The sequence below is a fragment of the Eisenbergiella massiliensis genome, assembly GCF_003435485.1.
Genome location: NZ_QVLV01000013.1, coordinates 25,886 through 49,103 on the forward strand (window position 1 = coordinate 25,886; position 23,218 = coordinate 49,103).

The 23,218-nt window shown below is 48.6% G+C and carries 20 protein-coding genes; all 20 read right to left on the reverse strand.

Features of this window, described 5'->3' with window-relative positions; all coding sequences use genetic code 11:
- Window positions 1–12: 12 nt before the first annotated feature.
- Complete coding sequence (locus DXC51_RS17830) at window positions 13–1,404, reverse strand: biotin/lipoyl attachment domain-containing protein (protein WP_025490075.1); 1,392 nt, start codon at window positions 1,402–1,404, stop codon at window positions 13–15.
- A gap of 130 nt (window positions 1,405–1,534) precedes the next feature.
- Entirely contained in the window at window positions 1,535–1,957 is a 423-nt protein-coding gene (locus tag DXC51_RS17835) for a hypothetical protein (RefSeq protein ID WP_021633903.1), read from the reverse strand.
- A 90-nt stretch (window positions 1,958–2,047) separates the two neighbouring features.
- Window positions 2,048–3,055 (reverse strand): D-alanyl-D-alanine carboxypeptidase family protein, encoded by a 1,008-nt coding sequence (locus DXC51_RS17840; RefSeq protein ID WP_021633902.1) that lies wholly within the window; start codon window positions 3,053–3,055, stop codon window positions 2,048–2,050.
- A complete protein-coding gene (locus DXC51_RS17845; protein ID WP_021633901.1) occupies window positions 3,039–3,434 on the reverse strand; it encodes a methylglyoxal synthase in 396 nt (131 codons plus the stop codon). Before DXC51_RS17845 ends, DXC51_RS17840 begins: the two co-directional genes overlap by 17 nt.
- Window positions 3,435–3,451: 17 nt before the next feature.
- On the reverse strand, window positions 3,452–4,564 hold the full coding sequence (locus DXC51_RS17850; protein WP_021633900.1) for an FtsW/RodA/SpoVE family cell cycle protein: 1,113 nt from the start codon (window positions 4,562–4,564) through the stop codon (window positions 3,452–3,454).
- A gap of 52 nt (window positions 4,565–4,616) precedes the next feature.
- Window positions 4,617–4,880, reverse strand: a complete 264-nt coding sequence (minE, locus tag DXC51_RS17855) for a cell division topological specificity factor MinE (RefSeq protein ID WP_021633899.1) — start codon at window positions 4,878–4,880, stop codon at window positions 4,617–4,619.
- On the reverse strand, window positions 4,877–5,686 hold the full coding sequence (minD, locus tag DXC51_RS17860) for a septum site-determining protein MinD (protein ID WP_025490077.1): 810 nt from the start codon (window positions 5,684–5,686) through the stop codon (window positions 4,877–4,879). The genes minE and minD overlap by 4 nt, the downstream gene beginning before the upstream one ends.
- A gap of 46 nt (window positions 5,687–5,732) precedes the next feature.
- On the reverse strand, window positions 5,733–6,437 hold the full coding sequence (locus tag DXC51_RS17865; protein WP_025490078.1) for a septum site-determining protein MinC: 705 nt from the start codon (window positions 6,435–6,437) through the stop codon (window positions 5,733–5,735).
- A 98-nt stretch (window positions 6,438–6,535) separates the two neighbouring features.
- Window positions 6,536–9,418 (reverse strand): penicillin-binding transpeptidase domain-containing protein, encoded by a 2,883-nt coding sequence (locus tag DXC51_RS17870; protein WP_117545074.1) that lies wholly within the window; start codon window positions 9,416–9,418, stop codon window positions 6,536–6,538.
- Window positions 9,419–9,928, reverse strand: coding sequence for a rod shape-determining protein MreD (gene mreD, locus DXC51_RS17875; protein WP_021633895.1), 510 nt, complete (start codon window positions 9,926–9,928; stop codon window positions 9,419–9,421).
- A gap of 14 nt (window positions 9,929–9,942) precedes the next feature.
- Window positions 9,943–10,821, reverse strand: a complete 879-nt coding sequence (gene mreC / locus DXC51_RS17880; protein WP_021633894.1) for a rod shape-determining protein MreC — start codon at window positions 10,819–10,821, stop codon at window positions 9,943–9,945.
- Window positions 10,818–11,828: a rod shape-determining protein gene (gene mreB / locus DXC51_RS17885; RefSeq protein WP_021633893.1), complete on the reverse strand. Its 1,011-nt coding sequence runs from the start codon at window positions 11,826–11,828 to the stop codon at window positions 10,818–10,820. The genes mreC and mreB overlap by 4 nt, the downstream gene beginning before the upstream one ends.
- Before the next feature lie 17 nt (window positions 11,829–11,845).
- The gene (gene radC / locus DXC51_RS17890; protein ID WP_021633892.1) at window positions 11,846–12,547 is read right to left on the reverse strand and encodes a RadC family protein; all 702 of its coding nucleotides are present in this window, start codon (window positions 12,545–12,547) and stop codon (window positions 11,846–11,848) included.
- A gap of 90 nt (window positions 12,548–12,637) precedes the next feature.
- Complete coding sequence (locus DXC51_RS17895; RefSeq protein WP_025490080.1) at window positions 12,638–12,877, reverse strand: DUF4321 domain-containing protein; 240 nt, start codon at window positions 12,875–12,877, stop codon at window positions 12,638–12,640.
- Between the two features lie 148 nt (window positions 12,878–13,025).
- Complete coding sequence (locus DXC51_RS17900; RefSeq protein ID WP_117545075.1) at window positions 13,026–14,321, reverse strand: methionine gamma-lyase family protein; 1,296 nt, start codon at window positions 14,319–14,321, stop codon at window positions 13,026–13,028.
- Window positions 14,322–14,479: 158 nt separating this feature from the next.
- A complete protein-coding gene (miaA, locus tag DXC51_RS17905; RefSeq protein ID WP_117545076.1) occupies window positions 14,480–15,439 on the reverse strand; it encodes a tRNA (adenosine(37)-N6)-dimethylallyltransferase MiaA in 960 nt (319 codons plus the stop codon).
- A 24-nt stretch (window positions 15,440–15,463) separates the two neighbouring features.
- Entirely contained in the window at window positions 15,464–17,623 is a 2,160-nt protein-coding gene (mutL, locus tag DXC51_RS17910; protein ID WP_117545077.1) for a DNA mismatch repair endonuclease MutL, read from the reverse strand.
- A 72-nt stretch (window positions 17,624–17,695) separates the two neighbouring features.
- Window positions 17,696–20,344 carry a DNA mismatch repair protein MutS gene (gene mutS, locus DXC51_RS17915; RefSeq protein ID WP_117545078.1) on the reverse strand — a complete coding sequence of 883 codons (2,649 nt, stop codon included), beginning with the start codon at window positions 20,342–20,344 and terminating at the stop codon, window positions 17,696–17,698.
- A 723-nt stretch (window positions 20,345–21,067) separates the two neighbouring features.
- The gene (locus DXC51_RS17925; protein ID WP_181970130.1) at window positions 21,068–21,808 is read right to left on the reverse strand and encodes a LytR/AlgR family response regulator transcription factor; all 741 of its coding nucleotides are present in this window, start codon (window positions 21,806–21,808) and stop codon (window positions 21,068–21,070) included.
- A gap of 49 nt (window positions 21,809–21,857) precedes the next feature.
- Window positions 21,858–23,168, reverse strand: a complete 1,311-nt coding sequence (locus tag DXC51_RS17930; protein ID WP_117545081.1) for a sensor histidine kinase — start codon at window positions 23,166–23,168, stop codon at window positions 21,858–21,860.
- Between the last annotated feature and the right edge of the window lie 50 nt (window positions 23,169–23,218).

Consider the following 23,218-nt stretch of genomic DNA (forward strand, 5'->3'; position numbering starts at 1 on the left):
TTTCAGCTAACGTCAGTCATTGATAAATTCGTCCCCGTTCACCGTCTCCGCATCCAGCACAATCCGATCATAAGCGCTCAGTCCATAGGTCGTATTGGATTTGATTATCGCATATTCATCATTCTGGGACAGGATCTGTATTTCCTTGAAATCGGCATAACCCTTGTTGATATTATAAACCCCGATCAGCGTAGCGCTACGGGATATGGTATACTTGTCCGTAGAATCGGGCTTCACCAGATTGTTGCCCAGCTCCAGGATGGAATTGTCGATGTAGTAATCATCATCCGTTTCATAATAAATGGAGGTGGCAATAAACTCTGTCGTAACTTCACCGTTTTCCGTATAGGTTTCCTTCAAAACCCCGTTTTCATTGTTATTTCCTTTGGTTACATAATCCTTGGGGATGAGGAAAAATTCCTTTTCCGCTATGGCGGAATTGGGCACCTTCAGCCCCTGTTCCTCTTTGGTAACCAGTTCAATATCAATAAAGCGGTCCGCACAGAAGGTTATCATGGAATTATTGAAGTCAAGCTTTACGTAAGTATTCCCGTCCGCATTATTGAGCACATTCACTTTGGCCCAGGAACTGAACTGGTTTTTCAGGAAACGTACCTGTACATAGTCTTCCTCCAGAAGCTCCTGCGCACGCTCCGCATCCATCTGGATGACAATAGACCAGTTTTCATCCGTGGAGAGCTTGTACAGCGTATCTCCCGCCGCCACAAGGTCATTGTTTATCAGCTGCTTCTTCTCATACTTCTCCCTGTCAAACATATCAGCGGTAATCTGATCCGCCGAAACCGCCTCGAAACCATCAGTGGAATAAACCACAATGCCGGAAACCGGCGCGCTGCAGAGCGTTATCAGGGAAGAGGCGGAAGAATTCAGCGACTGCAGATCCTGCAGCACATTGATGTTGGCAAGCTTCAGCGCTGTACCCTCCAGAGAGTATTTGAAATCATATACCCCGGAAAACTGTTTCCTGTCAAAGCCGTTCATATAGCCTGTAATTTCACTCCGGATATCGGAAAGATCGCTGTCAGACAGCTGCGTATCCTCCGCCTTATTGGCATCGAACAGCTCCTTGAGCTGGCCGCTTTCATCGATACTGCACACCAGCTTGCCGGAACCGACTCTTTCCCCTTCCCTCGCATAGTAATTTATGTATCCGGAATCCGTGCTCATGACAATGGTTTCCTGTCTGAGCGCGATCCCCTGATATACATTGCCGACGGAAAGAGAACCCGTCTTTACCTCGTACCCCATAATATGTTTATCCGTAAAGTAAAGGAAAACGCAGATAACAATATAGATGAAAATAACACTAAAGATAATTATCCCCAGATTAATATTCAGCGGTTTCCTGTATTGTCTGATTTTACCGTTATTCCTGCCAGCCAATCCACATTCCTCCGGGTCACTTTTTTCATTTCCTCCGCCGGTGCCTCCAGCTGCTTCCGCTGGTGCCTCCCTGCGGCAACAATCCGTTTAAAAAAGCCCCGGAAAGCATCCGAGGCTTTTATCCTTTATTTTAAAGAGATACAATAATCTTCGATTTCAGGCTTTCGGGCAATTCCTGCTCGTCCTTAGAAACACTGAGAACGAAATCAACGCCAAAACTTTCACTGACTTTTTCCAACTTTTCAACTACCGGAAGGATATCACCATCATCACCCAGACAGGCGATCTTCAGGAAGCTGTCTAAAAACATCTTTTCAAGGTCACGGTCCTGGGAAACGATACCGCAGATAAAACCGATAAATTCGGAGCTGTTCTCCACCATGAATTCACAAACATCAATCAGCCTTACCTTGTTATTCAGTTCAAACATATGCTTCGTACTTTTGTCCAGATAGACAATATTTCCGGAGACTTCTTTTACTTCGGTGTTTACTTTATCCAATAATTGTTTTGTCTTGCCTTTCCCCTTCTTGCCTACGATTAACTGAACCATTGTAATCCCTCCTAAAGTAAATTGGCGATTCTTACACGCCTTTTAAATATGATATTATTATAGTTGATATCTGATTAAAAAACAACCTTTTTAATTAATTACATTTAAAAGCTCTGTCATCTCCGTATAGAGGACTGCCCTGTCCGAAGAATGGAGAATTACGGAAATATAAGGATTCCCTGAGGTGTCCTTGGAGAGAAGGATCAGGCAGTTTCCGGCCGCGCTGGTCGTTCCCGTCTTTCCTCCGATAACAGTAACCTGCTCCGGCGCTTTGTAAGTCCCTTTCAGGTACTGATTGGTGGTCGTAAAGGAAAAGGTTTTGGACTTGCCGTCCTTGTCCATAAACACCGTTTCATAACTGGTCATATGAATGATTTCGTTAATCAGGTCATTCTTTAATGCTTCATTAAATATCAGATACAAATCATATGCCGTAACATAATGATTGTCCTCAGTCAGTCCGTGAGGATTCACAAAATGGCTGTTTGTCGCTCCGATTGCCAGTGCTTCCTGGTTCATCAGCTCCGCAAAGCCGTCCAGGCTCCCTCCGATATGAACAGCAATGGCTGCTGCGGCATCGTTGGCGGAATGGATGAGCAGGGCATGCAGCGCCTGGTTCAGGGTCAGCTGATCTCCCGTCTTCAAGCCACAGAGAACAGCGCCGGATTCCGTAATGGCCGCTTCATCGGTTACCGTGATTAAATCGTCCGGATTGCCGTACTTAAGCGCAACCAGCGCAGTCATAATCTTGGTCAGGCTGGCCGGCTGGAGCCTTTCGTGAATATTCTTGGCATACATGACTTTATTGCTGTTAAGATCAAAAAGTCCGGCTGACGTGGCTTCCGTCATGTCAACAGCCTGGTTGTCGGTTCCCACATCACTGTTCACCACACAGAGGTTCTCTGCAAAGGAAGAAGCAACAACGCTGGATACTTCATTTACAACCCGATAGCTGGACACCTCATAATTGGGGTTATAGGCAAAGGGTATTTCCTTATTGCCGCAGCCGCCAAGCGTCCCGGCGGACACCGAAAACAGCAAACAGACACAGGCTGCCCTGGCAAGGAATTTCTTCTTCAGATTACTTGTACATTTCACGCCATTCCAAATCCCCTCTGTCAAGTGATTTGATTAACAGTTCTGCAGTTGCAAGATTGGTAGCAAGCGGAATATTATGGATATCGCACAGGCGCACCACATTATTGACATCCGGTTCATGGGACTTGGGTGTCAGCGGATCCCGAAGGAAAATTACAAGATCGATTTCATTGTGTTCAATCTGTGCCCCTATCTGCTGTTCGCCTCCCAAATGCCCGGCAAGAAACTTGTGGACGTTCAGATTGGTCACTTCTTCAATCAGCCTTCCTGTCGTACCCGTAGCAAAAAGCTCGTTTTTAGTCAAAATTCCTCTGTAAGCAATGCAGAAGTTCTGCATAAGCTTTTTCTTTGCGTCATGCGCAATCAATGCAATATTCATAGCAACCTTCTCCTATACTAGTATAAATTTTTTCTCTGTAATCGAACGTTCAGTACGAATCCCATTCCTATAAACAGACTCAGCAGAGACGTCATACCGTTGCTGACAAAGGGAAGCGGAATTCCTGTATTCGGCATAATCATTGTGGTTACCGCGATATTCATAAAGCTCTGGAAGCCTATCACCGCGGCCATACCGGAAGCAATTATCATTCCGGAGGTATCCTTGGCTGTTCTGGCAATGGAAATGCATTCCAATGCGATAAGCATGAGCAGTACGATCACAATACAGGCACCCACGAACCCCATCTCTTCCCCGATTACGGCAAAAATAAAGTCTGTCTCAGGTTCTGAAATGAAATTGCCGTTCTTTACTGACGCTATTACATTGTTGTTCAGGCCTTTCCCCCATAATTGGCCCGAACCTATAGCCATCACCGAATTGAGCTGCTGATAGGCCTCGGCATCCGCATATTTCTCCGGATTCAGCCATGCCAGGATACGGGTCAGCTGATAATTCTCAATCAGCTGCTGTCCGGGCTGCATCACCAGATAAAAAGCGATCGCCAGAGACGGCACAACCACAGCTAAAACTCCTCCTATTATTTTGTAGTTAAGGCCGCCCACAAACATCAGTACGCAGAAAATAATGCAGTACAAAATTGTTGTGGACAGGTTAGGCTCTTTGTATACAAGAATAATAGCCGGCAGCATCAACACCACACACAAGAGAAGTATTTTAAATGTATTAAACTTCTCCTTATATTTCATAATAAACTGTGCATAGAATAAAATCAATAAAATTTTTGCAATTTCTGACGGTTGGAACTGAAACAGATGCGGAATATCGATCCACCGCCTGGCGCCGTTCACCTTTTCTCCCCATATCAAAACCGCAACCAGTATACTTATGGAAAAAATATAATAGAACCAGTATAGCCGAAGCAGCTGGGAATAGTCAATCAATGAAATGAATATCATGAGGACAATTCCCATCGCCACACCGGCAATCTGCTTGCTCTGCAGAGATTCCTTAGCGCTTCCCACAGCCATAATGCCTATTATGGATATGGCAAGCACCAGCAGAATCAGTTTAAAGTCGTAATTTCTTAGTTTGTATCTTTTCAGCATTCTTTCCTCCGGTCCGCCGCACCGGAAATGTACGGCAGACAGTGTATCCGAGCTAGTTATGGAGATCCAGGATTGGAATGTCCGCATACAGGGTCGGGTTTTTGCCCCTGCCCCGGATGGTGGATTTACTGATTTGGATTTCCATATTGTTTGTGTCTATTTTCATGTACTTGGAAATAACCTTGGCGATATCCTGCTTAATCATATCCAGCATTTCAGGCGAACAGCCAGCCCGGTCTGAGATAAGGAGGATTTTAAGCCTGTCCTTTGCAATTTCCCTGGAACTCTTCTTTTTGAATAAATTAGGTAATCTCATGATATCCGCCCCTCCTGACTCTTATGAAATATTCCGGTAAACCTTGCCCACAAGGAGACCGGATGTTCCAGATCCAGGAATGGCACTTCCTTTCCCAGGACTCTGAGGCAGATATTCTGATAGGCTTGTCCTGCCAGCGTGTTGTTCCCTACAAGCGGTTCGCCCTGGTTGGTGGCAATAACCACATTTTCATCGTCCGGCACAATACCAATAAGAGGAATGGAGAGAATGTCAACCACGTCATCAGGCGTCATCATATCTCCTCTTCTCACCATATCAAAGCGCATACGGTTGATGACCAGGTCGATTTTTGAAAATTCATGGGCTTCCAGCAGGCCGATGATGCGATCCGCATCGCGGATGGCAGAAACCTCCGGCGTAGTGACAACAAGCGCATGGTCCGCGCCGGCTATGGCATTCTTAAAGCCCTGTTCAATGCCTGCCGGACAGTCAAGAATGATGTAATCAAACTGGCTTTTCAGATGCTCAATCAGTTTGATCATCTGGCTTTCATTGACGGATGTTTTGTCCCTGGTCTGGGCGGAAGGAAGCAGATACAGGCTGCTGTAGCGCTTGTCCTTGATTAATGCCTGCTTTACACGGCAGTTGCCTTCAACCACATCCACCAGATTGTATACGATCCGGTTTTCCAGCCCCATGACCACATCCAGATTCCGAAGACCTATATCGGTATCTATCAGAACGACTTTTTTGCCCATGGCAGCCAGGCCGGTCCCTACGTTTGCGGACGTGGTCGTTTTGCCCACACCGCCTTTTCCTGACGTAACAACAATTACTTCACTCATGCAAATACCTCCGGTGAGAAATATTTGTCCCCTGAGCGTCCCTTTTTCAGCGGGCGTTCAGTAATTCATTCGTAATTGGTTTCAGGATTATGCTGTTATTTTCCACATAAGCCATCTGCGGCTGTATTCCTCCGGGATTCCCGTCTGTCCGTTCCTCCCTTTTGGACCCGAAGGCCCATTTACTTTTTTCATTGGTAATATATTTGAAATCCCCGATTTTAATTTTTTGCGGGGCCATTTCAAGCGCTGCCACATAATGCTCCGATCGTCCGCTGCCGCCCGCATAGGCATTGCCGCGCAGGCTTCCCAGTACAACGATGTCTCCGGCCGAAATCACGCTGGATCCCGGATTTACATCTCCCAGAACTATTATGCTTGATTCGGTTTCCAGAATCTGTCCCTTCCTCAGGGTTCCCCGGTAGAACTGCCCGGCAGATTCCTCCTGCGCCTTCTTCCTTCCGACGCACTCCAGGGCCCTGGCATAAAACCTCTCGGTTTCTTCATCCCTGCCTACAATGCAGGTGATGTTCAGGCTGGAATTATCCATAATGGCTTCCACCAGCCTGGTTTCCTCTTCCAGGGTCAGGCTGCGTCCCACAAAGGATACCGCCACGGCGGCATCCTTGAAGAAGCGCTCCGATTCCTTAAATTTTGCCGCTGCTTCTTCCAGCAGCTCTTCGAATTCTATTTCTTTGTCCAGATACAGGATAAGCCCGCTCTGAAAGCTTTTAACAATTACGGCATTTTTCATCGCTTACTCCCGTCTGTGTGCCCTTGCACACCTTTGCTTAAGGGGAATTGAAAACTTCAATCCTGCTCCCGTCAGTGTGTTCCGGCACGCATCGGTTATCAGTCTCCTGCAGAGGTAACCGCCTCAAGATGGTTTGCGGTGCCGCTGATAATTTCTTCTTCCCTATCCGGGTTAAAGTAATACTGCATTACCTTACAGGAAATCTGCGCCGCATAATCGGAGGAATAACCGTTTCCGATTCTGGTGGCGAGGGCGATTTCCGGTTTGTCAAAGGGCGCATAGCCCACGAATACGGCATGCGGAGGCCGTGTCTTGCTTTCCTCCGCCGTACCTGTCTTACCGGCGGCAATGATGCCTGAATCAACAAAATACTTTTTGGCCTCCACCACACCGCGCATACCGCGGTGAATGGCATCCCAGTAGGAGGTCGGCATTTCTATGGTATTGCGTACTTCCGGCGAAAAATCTTTCAGCAGGTTTCCGCTTCGATCCGTTACTTTATCAAGCAGGCTCAGGTTATAACAGGTACCGCTGTTGGCAACTGTCGCCACATATCTGGCAAGCCCCACGGTAGTGTAGTTATGCTCGCCCTGCCCGATGGCGGACTGGGAAGGGTTGACAAGGGAAAACTGGGGTGCGGATTCTTCAATTTCGATGCCGGATTTTTCCGTCAGCCCGTAAAGATCCGCATACTCACGCATCCGTTCATTCGCCAGGTTGAAGTCTGTACCGCTCTCCGGATCTCCTGACTGGCCAAAACGGTAGCCCATCTCATAGAAGAAATAGTTGCAGGAATGCGTGATTGCCTCGGTTACGTTCAGATTGCCGTGTCCGGATCTGTTCCAGCATCTCATCACAGTATCAGAGTACCGTGTAAAGGTTCCCACACAGTCTACCGTACTGGACAGATTGATGATACCATCCATCAGCGCGGCGGAAGCAACCACCATTTTATAGGTAGACCCCGGCGCCGAGCGCATCTGCGTCGCATAGTCCCACAAAGGCAGGGACAAATCGTTCTGAAGCGATGCATAATACTCCGCATCAATACCGTTTGCCAGCTTATTATTATCATAGCTGGGATAGCTGACAAGCGCCAGCACCTCGCCGGTATTGGGATCCACCACAACGCAGGAGCCTGAAAAAGGATCAAGCGCCAGCTGTGCAGGCGTAATCTGCAGGTTTTCTATTAGCTTCCGCATAAACTGATATGCGGAAACACTGCCATTTTCCAGGGCCGCGCGCTGTTCCTCAGAAACAGAAACAATCTGCTGCTCAATCAGTACCAGGCATACCTGTTTCCCGCTGATTGAATTATCCCGGATCATATATTTATACAATTTTTTATAAAAGGATGTCTTTTCCAGCTCCTGGCTGATATATTCCGCCAAACGGTCGAAAACCTCAGAAGAATCCGCATACTGCGTATCCATATCCAGACGGCTCACGTCCACCCAGTTCTGGGCAATGGCATATTCCAGGAATTCACTCAGGGAAATCGTTTCCTCTTCCGTCCATGTCCTGTAAACCTCATCGGAAGTATCCACCTTCAGGACCCTGGTATCATTAATAAGAAGATTGGTTACGATATAGCTTTCGTAGCTCTGATACTCTTCCTTCAGCTGATTATAAGGAGTCCTGTCCTGATACAGCTCCTGTGTCAGCCAGTTCCATACCTTTTCCTTCTTCTGGCGGAAGGCCTCATAGACCGCTTTTTCGTTTTCCTCTGCCCCAGGAGAGGCCAGATGGTCCAGATTGATTACATTGTTATTGAACAGTGCAAAATATACATCATCTATCGGAATCCTTATACCGGAGGTCTTTGCATTGGGCGCCAGATTGAATTCCTTGATATTTTCAATTTTTTCAAGAAGCAGGCCGGCAATGCTCTGCTCCAGGATATTATAGATAGCCTCCTGGAGATCGGCATCCAGGGAGAGATAAACATCATTACCGGCGACAGGCTCCACCCGTCCCTCCGAATCAATTTCCTTGCCCAGGTTATCCACATATATGGTTTCCCGGCCCTTCTCACCCTGCAGATAGGTTTCCATCACCTTTTCAATTCCGGATTTTCCTACGGTATCATTCATTTCATACCGTCCCTCATCATCCCCACCCTGACTCGTTTCTTCATTCAGGCTCTTAAGCTCCTCTGAGGAAATCTTTCCGGTATAGCCGATTATATGGGAAAAATAGGTGCCGTCCACATACCGTCTTATGGTATCCTCCGCAATATCAATCCCCAGCAGCGCATCATTGTTCTCCTTGACCGCCGCTACCGTTTTCTCGCTCACATCCGTGGCAATGGTTGTGGGTATGTATTTCTGGAAGCTGTTGGCACTCATGGCATAGCGGATAATGACAAGCTTCAATACTTCTTCCTTCGTATAGCCTTTTCCGGGTACAAAGGTGGTTCTGTCATCCGGATCCGTCCGTTCGCCAATACCATAATTGGTGGCCATAAAATCTATCACATCCTGAGGCGTGGCATTTTTTTCCTTTTCCTTCAGGCTGTCAATGGAAGCATGTCCGTAAATATCCGCCAGGAAACGAAGCAGCTTCGTATCCGACACGCTGAAGGCATACTCCCCGTTTTTATCTAAAAAAATGTTAAAATCACTGATAACGCTGTCTCCGTTGCCTTCAATAATGTGGATGGTTTCCAGCAGCGTGGCATTCAGATTTTTGTTTTTGTTCTTATCTGATTCATACACATCCTCTATGGTCACGGAGTAAGCAAGATCATTGTAGGCAAGAAGCTTGCCGTTCCGGTCGAAAATCTTGCCCCGGGAGCTGGGAATGGAGCGTTCCTTTTTGATCTTCAGGGAAAATTCGTTCAGGTAATTTTCCCCATTGACAATCTGCAGGACGAAAACCCTGTGAATCAGAACGCCGCCCATAAGAAGCACAACAAGAGTCAGTACAATCAGCCTGGAGTTTATAAAGTTAAAAAAGTTGTCTCTGAATCTCTCAAACAATTATTCCATACTCCTTTTTTCCGCGGCTTCCAGCCTTTTATGTATCAGCAGAAGCAGCGGATATACCGCAAAGGCTATCACTATCGTATATACGGCTTCCGGCAGTATCACATGCAGGAAATAATACCCCAGTTCAAGCCGTCCCCTCAACAGGAACAGCAGACAGTAGCATACGAAATTATAGCCGATATCACTTACTAAAATCAGAATCAACGGCAGCTTGATATCCTCCGGATAAAACATCCTCTGGAAGGTGCCGTTGACGTAGCCGGTCAGCATATAAAGCAGCGCATAAAGGCCTATTACATTCCCGCTGAAAATGTCTGCAAGAAGGCCGCAGAAAAAGCCAATCAGCATTCCGTTTTTTTCACCGTTCATAAAGCCGTAGGCCGCTACCAGTATGATGAGCAGGTTCGGCTTGATACCGCTGAACGCAACGGCAGGCAGCACGCTGGACTGGAGGATAAAGCAGAACAGAATAAGAAAAACGGAGATAATATTTCTTTTCAAAAGCTTCCTCCTCCCTATTCCTTATCCGGAACCGGCTGCTTCAGCTCCATAATCACCAGGACCTCCTGAATGTGCTGGAAATCCACGGCCGGTGTAATATAGCCCCATTTAGTCATATTGTTGGGAGCCGTATTGATGGAGCTGATGAAGCCGATGGGAATTCCTGAAAGATATTTACTGCTTATGTTCGAGGTTACTACCTTATCCCCTTCCGATACCTTGTCTTCCTTATCGGAGAGCTGGTCAAAACGGATTACCCCATCCGACATCACCGACTGCAGGTTTCCGGAAACCATCAGGTTAGCGGAGGTGGAAAGTACGGTTCCATAAATATTGGAATTATCAGCGATAATCGAAAGCACCCTTGCATAATTGGGGCCGACGCTGACAACCCGGCCCGCCAGGCCGCTGCCTGCGAGCACATTCATGTCCACCTGTATGCCGTCGTCGGAGCCTTTGTCGATCGTAAAAGAATAGAACCAGTTGCTGGAGTCGCTTGCGATAACTCTCGCTCCCATTTTCTCATAATCCGAGGTTGCCTTATCAATATCATAAAGCTCCCTTAAGCTGGCAAGCTCATATTTATCCTGCTGGAGCTGGGCGTTTTCCATTGTCAGCTCATCCACCTGCTCCTTCAGTTTCTGGTTTTCCTCCAGCACAGCCTTCAGCTGCCCCATCTCCTCCGCCCGGTCATACATATATCCGCCTACGGAGGCAATGCCCTTCTGAAAGGGTACCACCACATAGCCCGCGGCGGCCCTGAGAGGCCCTTCAAACAGATCTGTTCTGAAAGTGACTATCATAAGAATCACACAGACCGCAGATAAAATCATAAGAAGATACTTGCCGGGCAGTGTGAATTTGTTTCTTTTCTTCTTGATTACAGGACTCATTTACCCATCCCTTCAATTGCATAGGCAACTGATTTATAGTTTTCCTCGTTCAGGACCTTGGAAAGTCCGAGAACGACGCTTTCAATGGGGCGTTCCGCCACATTGACACGCAGGCCTGTGCTCTTGCCAAGCATATCCGCAAGATGGCTGATCTGGGATGCGCCGCCGGTAAGATAAATGCCGTGACGGTAAATGTCCGCTCCCAGTTCCGGAGGCGTACGTTCCAGAATTACCTTTACACAGTCAATGATCGAATTAAAATGCTCTTCCAGGCAGGAAACCACCAGCTCCGTAGGGATTTCCCGTTCCACGGGAAGTCCGGTCACGATGTCTCTTCCGAATACTTCCGCACCTGTTCCCGCTTCTTCCAGCTCAGCCAGGGACTTTTTAATGCCCTCCGCTGTTTTTCCGCCGATCAGCAGGCCGTATTCCTTGCGGACCGCGCTGCGGATAGCTTCGTCGAACTTCAGACCGCCCGTCTTGATCAGACGGCTGAGTACGATGCCTCCCAGGGAAAGGATGGAAACCTCCGTGGTATCATAGCCCACGTTCACTACCAGGACGCCCTGGGAATTCTTTACGTCGATATCAAGACCCAGGCCGTCTGCCACCGCCTTCTCCACCACCATGATTTTACGGGCCTTTACGTTGGCGTCCTTGATCAGATCATAAAAGGCGCGCTTCTCCACCTCCGTAATATCGGTAGGCACCGCAATATAGAAGTCGGCAGGCTTGATATTGCCTCCGGACATATCCGTCACAAAAAAACGGATCAGCGTTTCCATATTCTTAATATCGGCGATAACGCCGTTGCAGAGCGGATAGGAAATCTGGATATTGCCGGGGGCCTTTTCATACATTTCATAGGCGGAATCCCCATAAGCGAAAACGGTCTTCTTGTTCTGCACGGCGATCATGTTTTTTTCAATCATGATCTTGTCATCCGCCGCGCTGTAAATCTTAATGTTGCTCGTACCTAAATCGATTCCAAAAGCATTCGTAGACAAAATGATTTTCTCCTTCCTTATTTCAACAGGCCGGACTCCCTGAAGCTTACATAGCAGTTATCACCCACTATGATATGATCGGTCAGGGGCAGCTGCATCATGCCGCAAAGCTGGGCCAGATGTTTCGTAATTTCAATATCCTGTCTGCTGGGAGAGGCATCTCCGCTGGGATGATTATGGATCAGCAGGATATGTACAGCATGGTATTCCATCGCCATAAGGAAAATCTCCCGGGGCGATACCAGGGAACAGTTGACGGTGCCCTTGGACAGTGTCCTGTCACAGATCAGGCGGTTCTTGTTATCTGTCATCACAAGAATCACTTCCTCCGTTTCCTTTCCCCGCAGTCGTTCCATATAATAGTCTGCCACAGTTTCCGGTTTGGTAAACTGTAATCTCTCACGAGTATCCGCCATAGCCAGCCTGCGTGACAGCTCAATAAGGCATTTGATTTTCACCGCCTTCACCCGGCCGATGCCGTTGACCTTGCAAAGGTCCCCGACGGACAGATGCTGCAGGCCGAGCAGCCCTTTTTCCCTGCCCTTGCTGAGGGCAAGCACCTGCTTTGCCAGCTGCAGGGCATCCATGGTTCTGGTGCCGGTCCTGATAATGATGGCGAGCAGTTCCTCTTCGGAGAGATATTCCGGCCCCTTTGCCATAAATTTTTCATAGGGCTTCATCTCTTCATAGCATGGTTCTTTTTGATTCGTTTGATTCATTTAATTCCCCGTTTCTTCACGTTTCCGAACGCTCCTCACGGGTACGGCCGCCTGTATGTACTCACTTTTACAGCATAAGCCCACAGCTTTTCAAAGAATGCGGTAAATCAGCAATGCAATCACTATCCCCAGTATGCTTGCTATTGTAATTTTGATCGTCAGCGCAAAGGTGATGCTCAGTATCCCGAAATCCAGGATAAGCGGGCTTGTAAACCCGAAGGTCTGTCCGAAATTCATAAAGCTTGCGGGAAACAGGCTTCCAACGAAGCCTCCCAGTACAATTCCGGCCAGAACAAGCAGCAGACAGGTCCATCCGTTTTTACTTTTCATTTTCTTCATCATTCATCCTTTGTATTTGTTGCCATTACCTATATTAGCATACTTCCAGATCCATGTATAGAATCTAAAAGTAAAAAATTTCGCCCTGTTCGACAGCGATTGACACGTTCCCCGCGGATACGTCAGGAGAAGAATCGCTTTAGCGCGGCAATTGGACGGCTTTCGCCTCCACACAGCGCTGAAGGGATTTTAATATGCCGAATTTTGCATGGGGCCAGGTCAGGCCGCCCTGAAAATAGACCGCATAGGGCGGCTTGAGGGGGCCGTCTGCGCTCAGTTCTATGGAAGAACCGGAAACGAACGCACCGGCCGCCATGATGACCTGGCTGTCATAGCCCGGCATATCCCAGGGTTCGGGACGCACGAAGCTGTCCACCGGCGCGGCCGCCTGGATCCCTTCGCAGAAGGCAACCAATCCCTCAGGCTTTCCGAAGGTGACCGCCTGGATAATGTCATGCCTGCTCTCCTTCCCGTCAGGGACTACGCCGAAGCCCAGACGTTCATAAATATTGGCGGCAAAAATGGCCCCCTTCAGGGCGCTTGCCGTAACCGTCGGCGCAAGGAACAGTCCCTGGTAAAACTGGGGCAGGATACCTAATGACGCGCCCACCTCTTTGCCAAGTCCCGGAGAGGTCAGGCGGCAGGCCGCATTTTCCACGCATTCCCTGGTGCCTGCGATGTAGCCGCCGATGGGCGCCAGGCCGCCGCCAGGGTTTTTAATCAGGGAGCCGACACACATATCAGCGCCCACATCCGTTGGCTCCATGCGCTCCACAAATTCTCCGTAGCAGTTGTCCACCATGCAGATACAGTCCGGCTTTCTGCTTTTAATGAACGCGATCAGCTCGCCAATGCGCTTTACGGACAGCGTGGGCCTTGTCTGATAACCTTTGGACCGCTGTATGGTCACAAGCCTGGTGCGTTCATTCAGGGCCTTTTCAATATTTTCATAATCAAAGCCCCCGTCCGGCAGAAGATCAACCTGACGGTAGCTGATGCCGTATTCCTTCAGGGAGCCCCTGGACTCCCTGATGCCGATGACCTCTTCCAGCGTGTCATAGGGCTTTCCCACAGGGGAAAGCAGCTCGTCTCCGGGCCGCAGGTTGCTCATGAGCGCCAGGGCAAGCGCATGGGTGCCGCAGGTAATCTGAGGCCTGACCAGCGCATCCTGCGTATGGAAAACGGCGGCATATACGGACTCCAATGTTTCTCTTCCCAAATCATTATAGCCATAGCCGGTGGTGCCCAGCAGGCAGGCCTCGCTCACCTTATTTTCCTGCATGGCCTTTAATACCTTCAGCTGGTTATATTCCGCAGTTTCATCTATTTCTTCAAACCGTCCCTTCAGTTCCTTAAGCACCTGCTCACCGAACCTGAGCACCGGTTCACTGATTCCCATTTCCCGGTAAAAATCTGAAATATTGCTTTCCTTCATGTCTCCTCATTTCTTTCCGCCAAATTACGGCGGCGGATATTTTTTCTTCTTATTTTATAACTGTTCAGTTCCTTCACAGCAAAAGCGTCAGCCTGCTGGACAGTTTCCTTGTTCCTTACCATACAAAACCTGAAATACCACAGGCATTCCGGGCCTCCTTACTCCACCAGGCCCCTTTGCACGCAGCTTTCCAGCATAAATGAAAGCATGTCCTCTTCCGATGCAAAATCCGGCTTTTCCACCCAGATAACATCCTTTTCCCTGCGGAACCAGGTTAACTGCCGTTTGGCAAAATGTCTGGTATCTCTTTTTATCAGATAAACGGCTCTTTCCAGATCGTACTCTCCTTCCAGAAAGCCCAGGATTTCCTTATAGCCCAGCCCCTGCATGGAAACCAGCTGCCTGCTGCAGCCCCGCTCCTTCAGGCCGCGCACTTCTTCCAGCAACCCTTTGGACAGCATATCGTCCACCCTTTTATCTATGCGATCATAAATGGCTTCCCGTTTATCATTCAATACGAAATAGCAGGCATTGTATGCCGCCTGTTTTTTTCGTTCCTGCTCATTATGGGCAGATATCTTTTCTCCGGTGGATAGATAATATTCCAGGGCGCGGATCACACGCTTTACATTGTTGGCATGTATCTGCTCCGCTGCTTCCCTGTCCACGGCCGCCAGCATTTTGTGAAGATATTCCGGCCCTTTTTCCTCCGCAGTCTGCTCAAGCGTCCTGCGGCAGGCGTCATCCTCCGGATTTTCCGTAAAGTCAATATCATACAGGACCGACTGGATGTAAAAGCCAGTGCCTCCTGTAATAATGGGGATTTTCCCCCGGCTACGGATATCGGAAATGGCCTGCTTCGCCATTTTCTGGAAGGTAACCACATTAAACTCGTCCTCCGGTTCCAGGACATCGATCAGATGATGGGGAATGCCCTGCATTTCTGAGGGCAGGATTTTGGCCGATCCAATGTCCATATGCCGGTATACCTGCATGGAATCCGCAGAGATAATTTCTCCCTGAAGCTTCTGTGCCAGCTTCAGGGACAGGGCCGTCTTTCCCACGGCGGTGGGGCCTGTCAGAATGATAAGAGGTTCTTTTTTCTGCCTTTCTTCCATATTGACTCCCTTCTCCGCGTAAATTTAAATAATCCTCTTGAATTTTCTTTCCAGTTCATATTTGCTCATGGTAATAATCGTAGGCCTGCCGTGAGGGCAATGGTAGGGATTCTCCAGCTGCAGCAGCTGTTCAAGAAGCGAAGCCATTTCCTCCCGTGACATGGAGTGGTTACCCTTTACCGCAGACTTACAGGCCATGGAGGCCAGCTTTTCGGCGATTGCCTTTGGCGCGCCGTGAGGCGGTTCTTCCTCCAGTTCATCCAGTATTGCCTCCAGGAATTCTTTTTCACAATGTCCGTACAGATCGCACGGTACGGAACGCACAGCATAGGCATTACCGCCGAATTCCTCGATTTCGAAGCCCAGCTGCGCAAAATAGGAAGAATACTCCTCCAGAAGATGGGCTTCCCTTGCCGACAGGTTCAAAACGATAGGCGGCGTGAGCATCTGGCTGTCAACGCTTCCGTTTTCCAGCTTATTTATCAGGGCTTCGTATTTCACCTTTTCATGGGCGGCATGCTGGTCGATAAAGAGAAGCTTTTCCTCATATTCCGCAATCCAGTAGGTATCGAATACCTGTCCCAATATCCGGTAGCTCTGCACCGCCTCTTTAGTAAGCAGCTTTTCTTCGAAAAGCTCCATCTGTCTGGCATCCTTTACCGTATACTGCCCTTCTTCCTCCTGAAGCATGCGGCCAAGCCGCTGTGTCTCAAAAGGCTGCGGTGCCTCCGGCTTTGGGCGGGAAGGCGGCGGGACTGCGGCGCGTTCTGCGGCCGCTTCAACCGGGACAGCCGCAGCAACTGTTTCTGTTGATATATTTAATCCGGCATCGGGTGCCTGCTGCCGGACCGATGCAGCTTCCATGCCTTTATTTTCCCGCGCAGATCCGGCAGGCGCATTCTTCTGTCCGTTTTCCGAAGCAACCGTTCCCGCTTCTTTGTGTGCTTCTTTGTGAGCTTTTTCGCAGGCCGATGCAGCCGTTTCCCGCACATTTTCCTTCTTCGGAGCCGTCTGCTCTAAAGAAGCAGCTTCCTGAACCACCTGTGCCTGAACCGTTTCCGCCGCAGGTGCAGGCTGCGCCGCCTGTTGGCTTTGAGCGGTATGAACTGTGGGCGATTCCTTTTTCTCATCCGCCTTTTTCTCATCCGCCCTTTTCTTTTCTTTCCTGTTATCCAGCGTCACATCCGGTATCATTTCACGGCGTCTTAAGGCTGTGCGCACCTGTTCTTCCAGAAAGGCATACAGGCCTGGCTGATCATGGAACCGTACTTCCATTTTGGAAGGATGGACATTCACGTCAATCCGTTCCGTATCCATATTGATGTGCAGCAGCGCAAAAGGGAATTTGTGCTGCATCAGATAAGCCTTGTAGCCTGCCTCCAGTCCCTTGGAAAGCAGAGGGCTCTTAATGTATCTTCCATTCACAAAGAAAAATTCAAAATTCCTGTTGGAGCGGACCACGGAAGGGCTTCCCAGGAAGCCTTCCACTTCTATTCCCTCCTCTTTTACGGAAAAAGGAATCAGTTCCTTTACAATCTCCCTTCCGTAAATGCGATAGACAATTTCCTTCAGATCTCCGTTCCCGGAGGTATGGAACCTGACCTGCCCGTTCATCATGAACTGGAAAGCCACATCGGGCCTGGAAAGCGCCATATGCTCCATCAAATCCGATATATAGCTGCCCTCCGTGGCCGGGGATTTCAGGAATTTTTTCCTGACAGGCGTATTAAAGAAAAGCTCCCTGACAATGATGGTTGTGCCCTCCGGTGCGCCTACCTCTGAAAAATCCCGTTCCTTTTCCCCTTCCAGGCGGTAATGGACTCCCGTCAGTTCTTCCTTCGTCTTGGTGATCAGCTCCACCATGGAAACCGCAGCGATACTGGAAAGAGCCTCGCCCCGAAACCCCAGGCTTCTTACCCGGTACAGATCCTCAACCGAACGTATTTTGCTGGTGGCATGGCGGAAAAATGCCTTCCGCACCTGTTCCTTTTCAATTCCGCCCCCGTTGTCCGTAACGCGGATAAAAGAACAGCCGCCGTCCCTGATCTCCACGGTCACTGCCTTTGCGCCTGCGTCCATGGCGTTCTCCACCAGCTCCTTTACCACGCTGGATGGCCGTTCCACCACTTCGCCCGCCGCTATTTTATCTATGGTGCTGCTGTCCAGCAGTTTGATTTCCGCCATCTGTGTCTCCTTTCTTCACCGCTGTCCTGCCTTGGCCCGCAATTGCCCGGCAGCCTGCGGGGACACTGCTGCCTACCATCTGTTTTTCAGCTTGTTCTGCAGGCGGTACAGGGTATTCAGGGCATCCAGCGGGGTCATGGTACTCACCTCCACGTTTTTCAGTTCGTCCAGCACATCCGCATCTGTCACCGTATCGAACAGGGATATCTGTTCCAGATCCAGCTCGTCATAATGCTCCTGCTTTCTGGCAGGCGCGCCCCCGTCCACTATGGAAATGCTCTGAACCTTCTCCGTTATGTCGTTATCGCTGAGCTGCTCCACAATTTCCTTGGCCCGGTCAATCACCATATCGGGCACCCCGGCCAGCCTCGCCACCTGGATGCCGTAGCTCTTATCCGCGCCACCCTTAATAATCTTACGCAGGAAAACAATATCGTCCCCTTTTTCCTTAACGGCGATACAGTAATTATTCACGTTATTCATCTTGCCTTCCAGCTCGGTCAGCTCATGATAATGGGTGGCAAACAGCGTTTTTGCCCCCAGGAGCTTGCGGTTGCTGATATGCTCAATCACCGCCCAGGCGATGCTCAGCCCGTCAAAGGTTGAGGTCCCCCTTCCGATTTCATCCAGGATGAGCAGGCTGTTTCTGGTGGCATTGCGCAGGATATTGGCCACCTCGCTCATTTCTACCATAAAGGTACTCTGTCCGCTGGCCAGATCGTCCGATGCCCCGACACGGGTAAAAATACGGTCAACGATTCCGATGGCCGCCTGTCTTGCGGGGACAAAGCTTCCCACCTGGGCCATCAGCACTATAAGCGCTGTCTGGCGCATGTACGTTGATTTACCCGCCATGTTCGGTCCCGTAATTACGGCTATCTGGTGGGAATTATTGTCCAGATAGGTATCGTTGGGAATGAACATATCATGCTCAATCATTTTTTCCACCACAGGATGGCGGCCGTCCTTGATATTGATCTGTCCTTTTTCGTTCAGCACCGGCCTGACATAGTGATTCTGCTCCGCCACCAGGGAAAAGGAACAGAATACATCCAGCCTCGCCACCGCCTTCGCGGTAGTCTGAATTCTTTCGATTTCTCCCGCTATCCGGTCCCTGATTTCACAGAACAGATCATATTCCAGCGTGCAGAGCTTATCCTCCGCATTTAAAATAGTGTCCTCCAGCTCCTTCAGCCGGGGCATGGTATAGCGTTCCGCGTTGGTCAGTGTCTGCTTCCTGATATAATCCTCCGGCACCATGTTCAGGTAGGATTTGGTCACCTCCAGATAATAGCCGAATACCTTGTTGTATTTAACGCGCAGATTTTTAATGCCTGTACGCTCCCTTTCGGCATTTTCCAGCTCGGCCAGCCAGTTCTTGCCCTCCGTTTTCGCCCTGCGCAGATTATCGATGTCCTCATTATAGCCTGCCTTGATCATTCCGCCTTCACGGATGGTAATAGGCGGCTCCTCCTCTATGGAGTCACAGATCAGAAGATAGAGATCCTCCAGGCCGTCCATTTCCTGCTCTATTTTTTCATTGGCTGTCCCCGGAAGCTCTTTCAGCACGGTTTTAATATGAGGGAGCATTTCCATGGAATTGCGGAAAGCGATCAAATCCCTGGGATTGGCCGTCTTGTAGCTCACCTTTCCCAGCAGACGCTCCAAATCGTAGATAGGATTCAAATATTCCCGGATTTCATCCCTGGCCACCGGATTGCTGCAGAAGGCCTCCACGGCATCCAGCCGTTCCTCCATTTCATTTTTATGGATCAGGGGCTGTTCCAGGAAGCTTCTAAGCATCCTGGCCCCCATGGCCGTCCTTGTCTTATCAAGCACCCAGAGAAGAGAGCCCCTCTTCTGTTTTTCCCGCAGCGTTTCCGTCAGCTCCAGATTCCGTCTTGTGGAGCTGTCCAGAAGCATATACCTGTTGACCAGATACGGTTCAATATGGGTAAAATGGCTCAGCGGTATTTTCTGGGTGTCATATAAATAGGAAAGAAGCGATCCCGCCGCAATCACCCCGTTAGGGAATTCCTCCACGCCCAGGCCTGACAGCGAATTGACGCCAAAATGCTTCATCAGGCATTTTCTGCACAGATCGTCGTCGAAATAATGGGGTTCCAGGGAATAAATGGCGATTCCCAGCCGCTCCTTCAAATCATCCAGTTCCATGCCGCTTACAAGAAACGCATCATTGCAGATAATTTCGGACGGCGAATATTTCATCACCTCATCCAGAAGCTTCCTATTGTCCTCCACTTCGGTCATATAATAATCGCCGGTGGTGACATCCGCCACGGAGATGCCTGTTTTCCCGGCGAAGTAGGCAATGCACATAATATAATTATTTTTATTTTCCTCCAGGGCCTGGATATTCAGGTTGGTTCCGGGCGTTACAATCCGGACCACCTCTCTCTTAACCAGCCCCTTGGCCAGTTTGGGATCCTCCATCTGTTCACAGATGGCAACCTTGTAGCCCTTGCTCACCAGCCGGCTTAAATATCCTTCTACCGCATGATAAGGGACCCCGCACATGGGCGCCCGCTCCTCCTGACCGCAGTTCTTCCCTGTCAGTGTAATTTCCAGTTCCCTGGACGCTGTCAGGGCATCCTCAAAAAACATTTCATAAAAGTCTCCAAGACGGTAAAAGAGGATACAGTCCGGATATTGCTTTTTGGTTTCCATGTATTGCTGCATCATCGGCGTTAATTCTGCCATTGTTCAGTTTCTCCTTTGTAATTCCCATTTCAAATCCGAAAGCATACATCTATAAAATATAGCACAAAATGGCGAAATTGTAAATCTTAACAAAATCCTGCCAACGGCGTATTCTCAGGCTTTGTAACAGTCCAGACGACGGTACTGCTGCCAGGCTTTATATGGATTCAGGCAACAATATTCCCGACATTTCTTCTGCACAAGCCAGGGCATCCGGAGGCTTGCTTATGCTTCAAAGTCTCTCCTTCCTCCAACCCGCCCCGCGGGAAAAAAAGCGCTGCCATACCGGCAGCGCTGAAAAATAATCTGTAACTGTGAGGATACTGAACAGATACAATAATCCTTATTATTCCTGGCATCAAAAATGTGGGCTGTTGGGGAGAAACTTGATGCATTGGCCAGGAAAAAGATAATACATTTTGGGGAATGATATCAAATAAACAATTTTTATTTATTGCATACAATTCATAATCGCATACAATTTGCTCAATTGTCTTCCTTAAGCCAGGCATCAAATTCCCAACCCAAAGTTGTCATGTCCTGACATTCAGGACGCGACTTTTGTATTATAGCATAGTTTTTGCTAAAATGGTGCCAAAAAATAAATTTTATTTCATTTACTATTATAGTGTAGTGTCTTTGCGTAACGGACATATGTTTTTTCAAAAGAAACCATTTTATAATTTGAATAAATGTTAAAAATATGTATAAGTATATCTTTTATTACTGTTTTTTGTTATATTTTCTGCCAAGATACCTGGCAAAGCTTCTGCAGAATTCTTCCTTCCGGGAACGGGAAATTGTAAGGGCAGTCCCGTCCGCCAGCTCCAGCACATTCCCCTCCGCTTTAATTACATGCTTCAGATTTACGATATAGCTGTTATGCGCATAGACAAAATCGTGTTCCTTCAGTTCCTCATATATTTCAGCCAGACGTGAATTGCAGTTCACCGGGTTCTCTTCCGGCTCCTGGTCCAGCCATATCTGGCAGCCCCTTTTCCTAAGCGAAATATAAAGGATCCTGTCAGTATCTATCTGCATCATTTTATTCTTATATACTGCCTTAAGATAAACCCTTTCCTGACGCCTCCGGGCCTCCCGAAGAATATCCTCCATATCCCCCCGGCCTTTGCCGGCCAGCTCCTGCTTCAGAAGATAACGGTAGGGATAAACCCGGAACATATCCGGTGTGGGCATAATCACCCCTGTTACAAAAGCAAGCACCGCATTTTTGTTCTGTGCACGGAATTTTCCCGCCGTTTCCCGGCCATCCATTCCCTGCATCTGTATATCCAGAAAAAGAATATCATGCGTCGTGAAAATATCTTTCATCAGTTCTTCCCCTGACGTATACTCATAAATACGAACCGGTATCCCCATATCCTCCGCCGTCTTTCGCAGCATCTGGCTCACCAGATACCGATCGGCCGCAGAGTCATCACAAACCGCCGCTTTCAGTTCCATTATTTCCACCATTTCCTTCTTATTTTACAGGTCTTACTTTTCTGAAAAATCATACGGGAAGGCATACGGTAACCGTGAACCTGTTCTCCTGCACTTCAAAATCAATCAGCCCCTTATTAGCCGCCACCAGCTCTTTAACATGCTTTATTCCAAAACCGTGACGCGTTTTGTTCTCTTTTCCCGTTCTGAAGCCGCCCCGATCATACACCGGCATCCGGACACAGCCGTTTTCCAGCCGGATCACCGCATAATTTCTGTCCGTATCCATGAACAAATGCAAAGCCACATATCTGTTTTCATCCCCGCACTTTTCCGCAGCCTCCAGCGAATTATCCAGGAGATTGCTCAAAATGCTGATACAGTCATAATCCCTGATTTCCCCGCAGTAAAATCCCGGCTCCGCCAGGATGTCCATCCGTATCGAAAGCTCATCCGCCCTGCGCTTTTTCTCATTTAAGATAAAATTCAGGATACCGTTGGAGGAATACCGGGTTTCCTCCGCCTTTGAAATATCCGCACAGATATCACGGACAATCTCCTGCATTTTTTCATTCCTGTTTTCACAGGCCAGATAATTCAGAGTATTCAGATAACGGTTAATATCATGCAGGATCTGCCTGTAATTCTGCGTAACCTGTTCCAGCTGCGTATAGTTTTCCGATTCCATCCTGACCCGCAGCTGCATCAGCCGCTGTTCCATTATCTGGGACTGCATCTGAACGTTCCGGTTGTAAATCTCCAGGATTACAATATTGAAAACAGCCACCAGCATACAGATGATAATGAGCATCAGCCTTTCCCCTGCCGAAATTTCCGCCGTTGAATAAATTGTCACCTGCCAGACTACCCGTATCAGCATAATAGACAGGACAGGGCACAGCAGAAACGGAAGGGGCACGGAGGCCTCCTTATTTTTCAGCTTTCCCTGCATCAGACGGATTACAAGGTAGACAAGCAGCAGGGAAAAAAGCTTGGCCACCATAAGCATCGCTATTTTTCCCGCAGTGATATCCAAAATCAGGAAAGCGCCCTCAGAGTTGCCGCCCAGGCTTACCACCACATCCTCGCAGAACAGAAGCAGGAGCGTTTCCAATATATTAAAATAAAAAAGCCTTCCCCGGTTTCCCTCAAACAGAATATATGCCGCCGCAGTATAAACTGTCAGTATACCGGCCAGGTTAAGCGGCGGACTGCCCACCAGGTTAATCAGCGACATCACCGCTACAATCCCGAACCGGGCCATATTCCTTGTCAGTATGGGCATGCTTCTATAGTCGAAGAAGTTACGCATGAACAGATTCCATATATAGCATTCCAGCAAATTCGTCATTAGTATGACGGCAAGCTCTTCAAGTCCCATGACTGATTTCCCCACCTGATATTATAATTGTATTTCTCTGCAAAATTTTC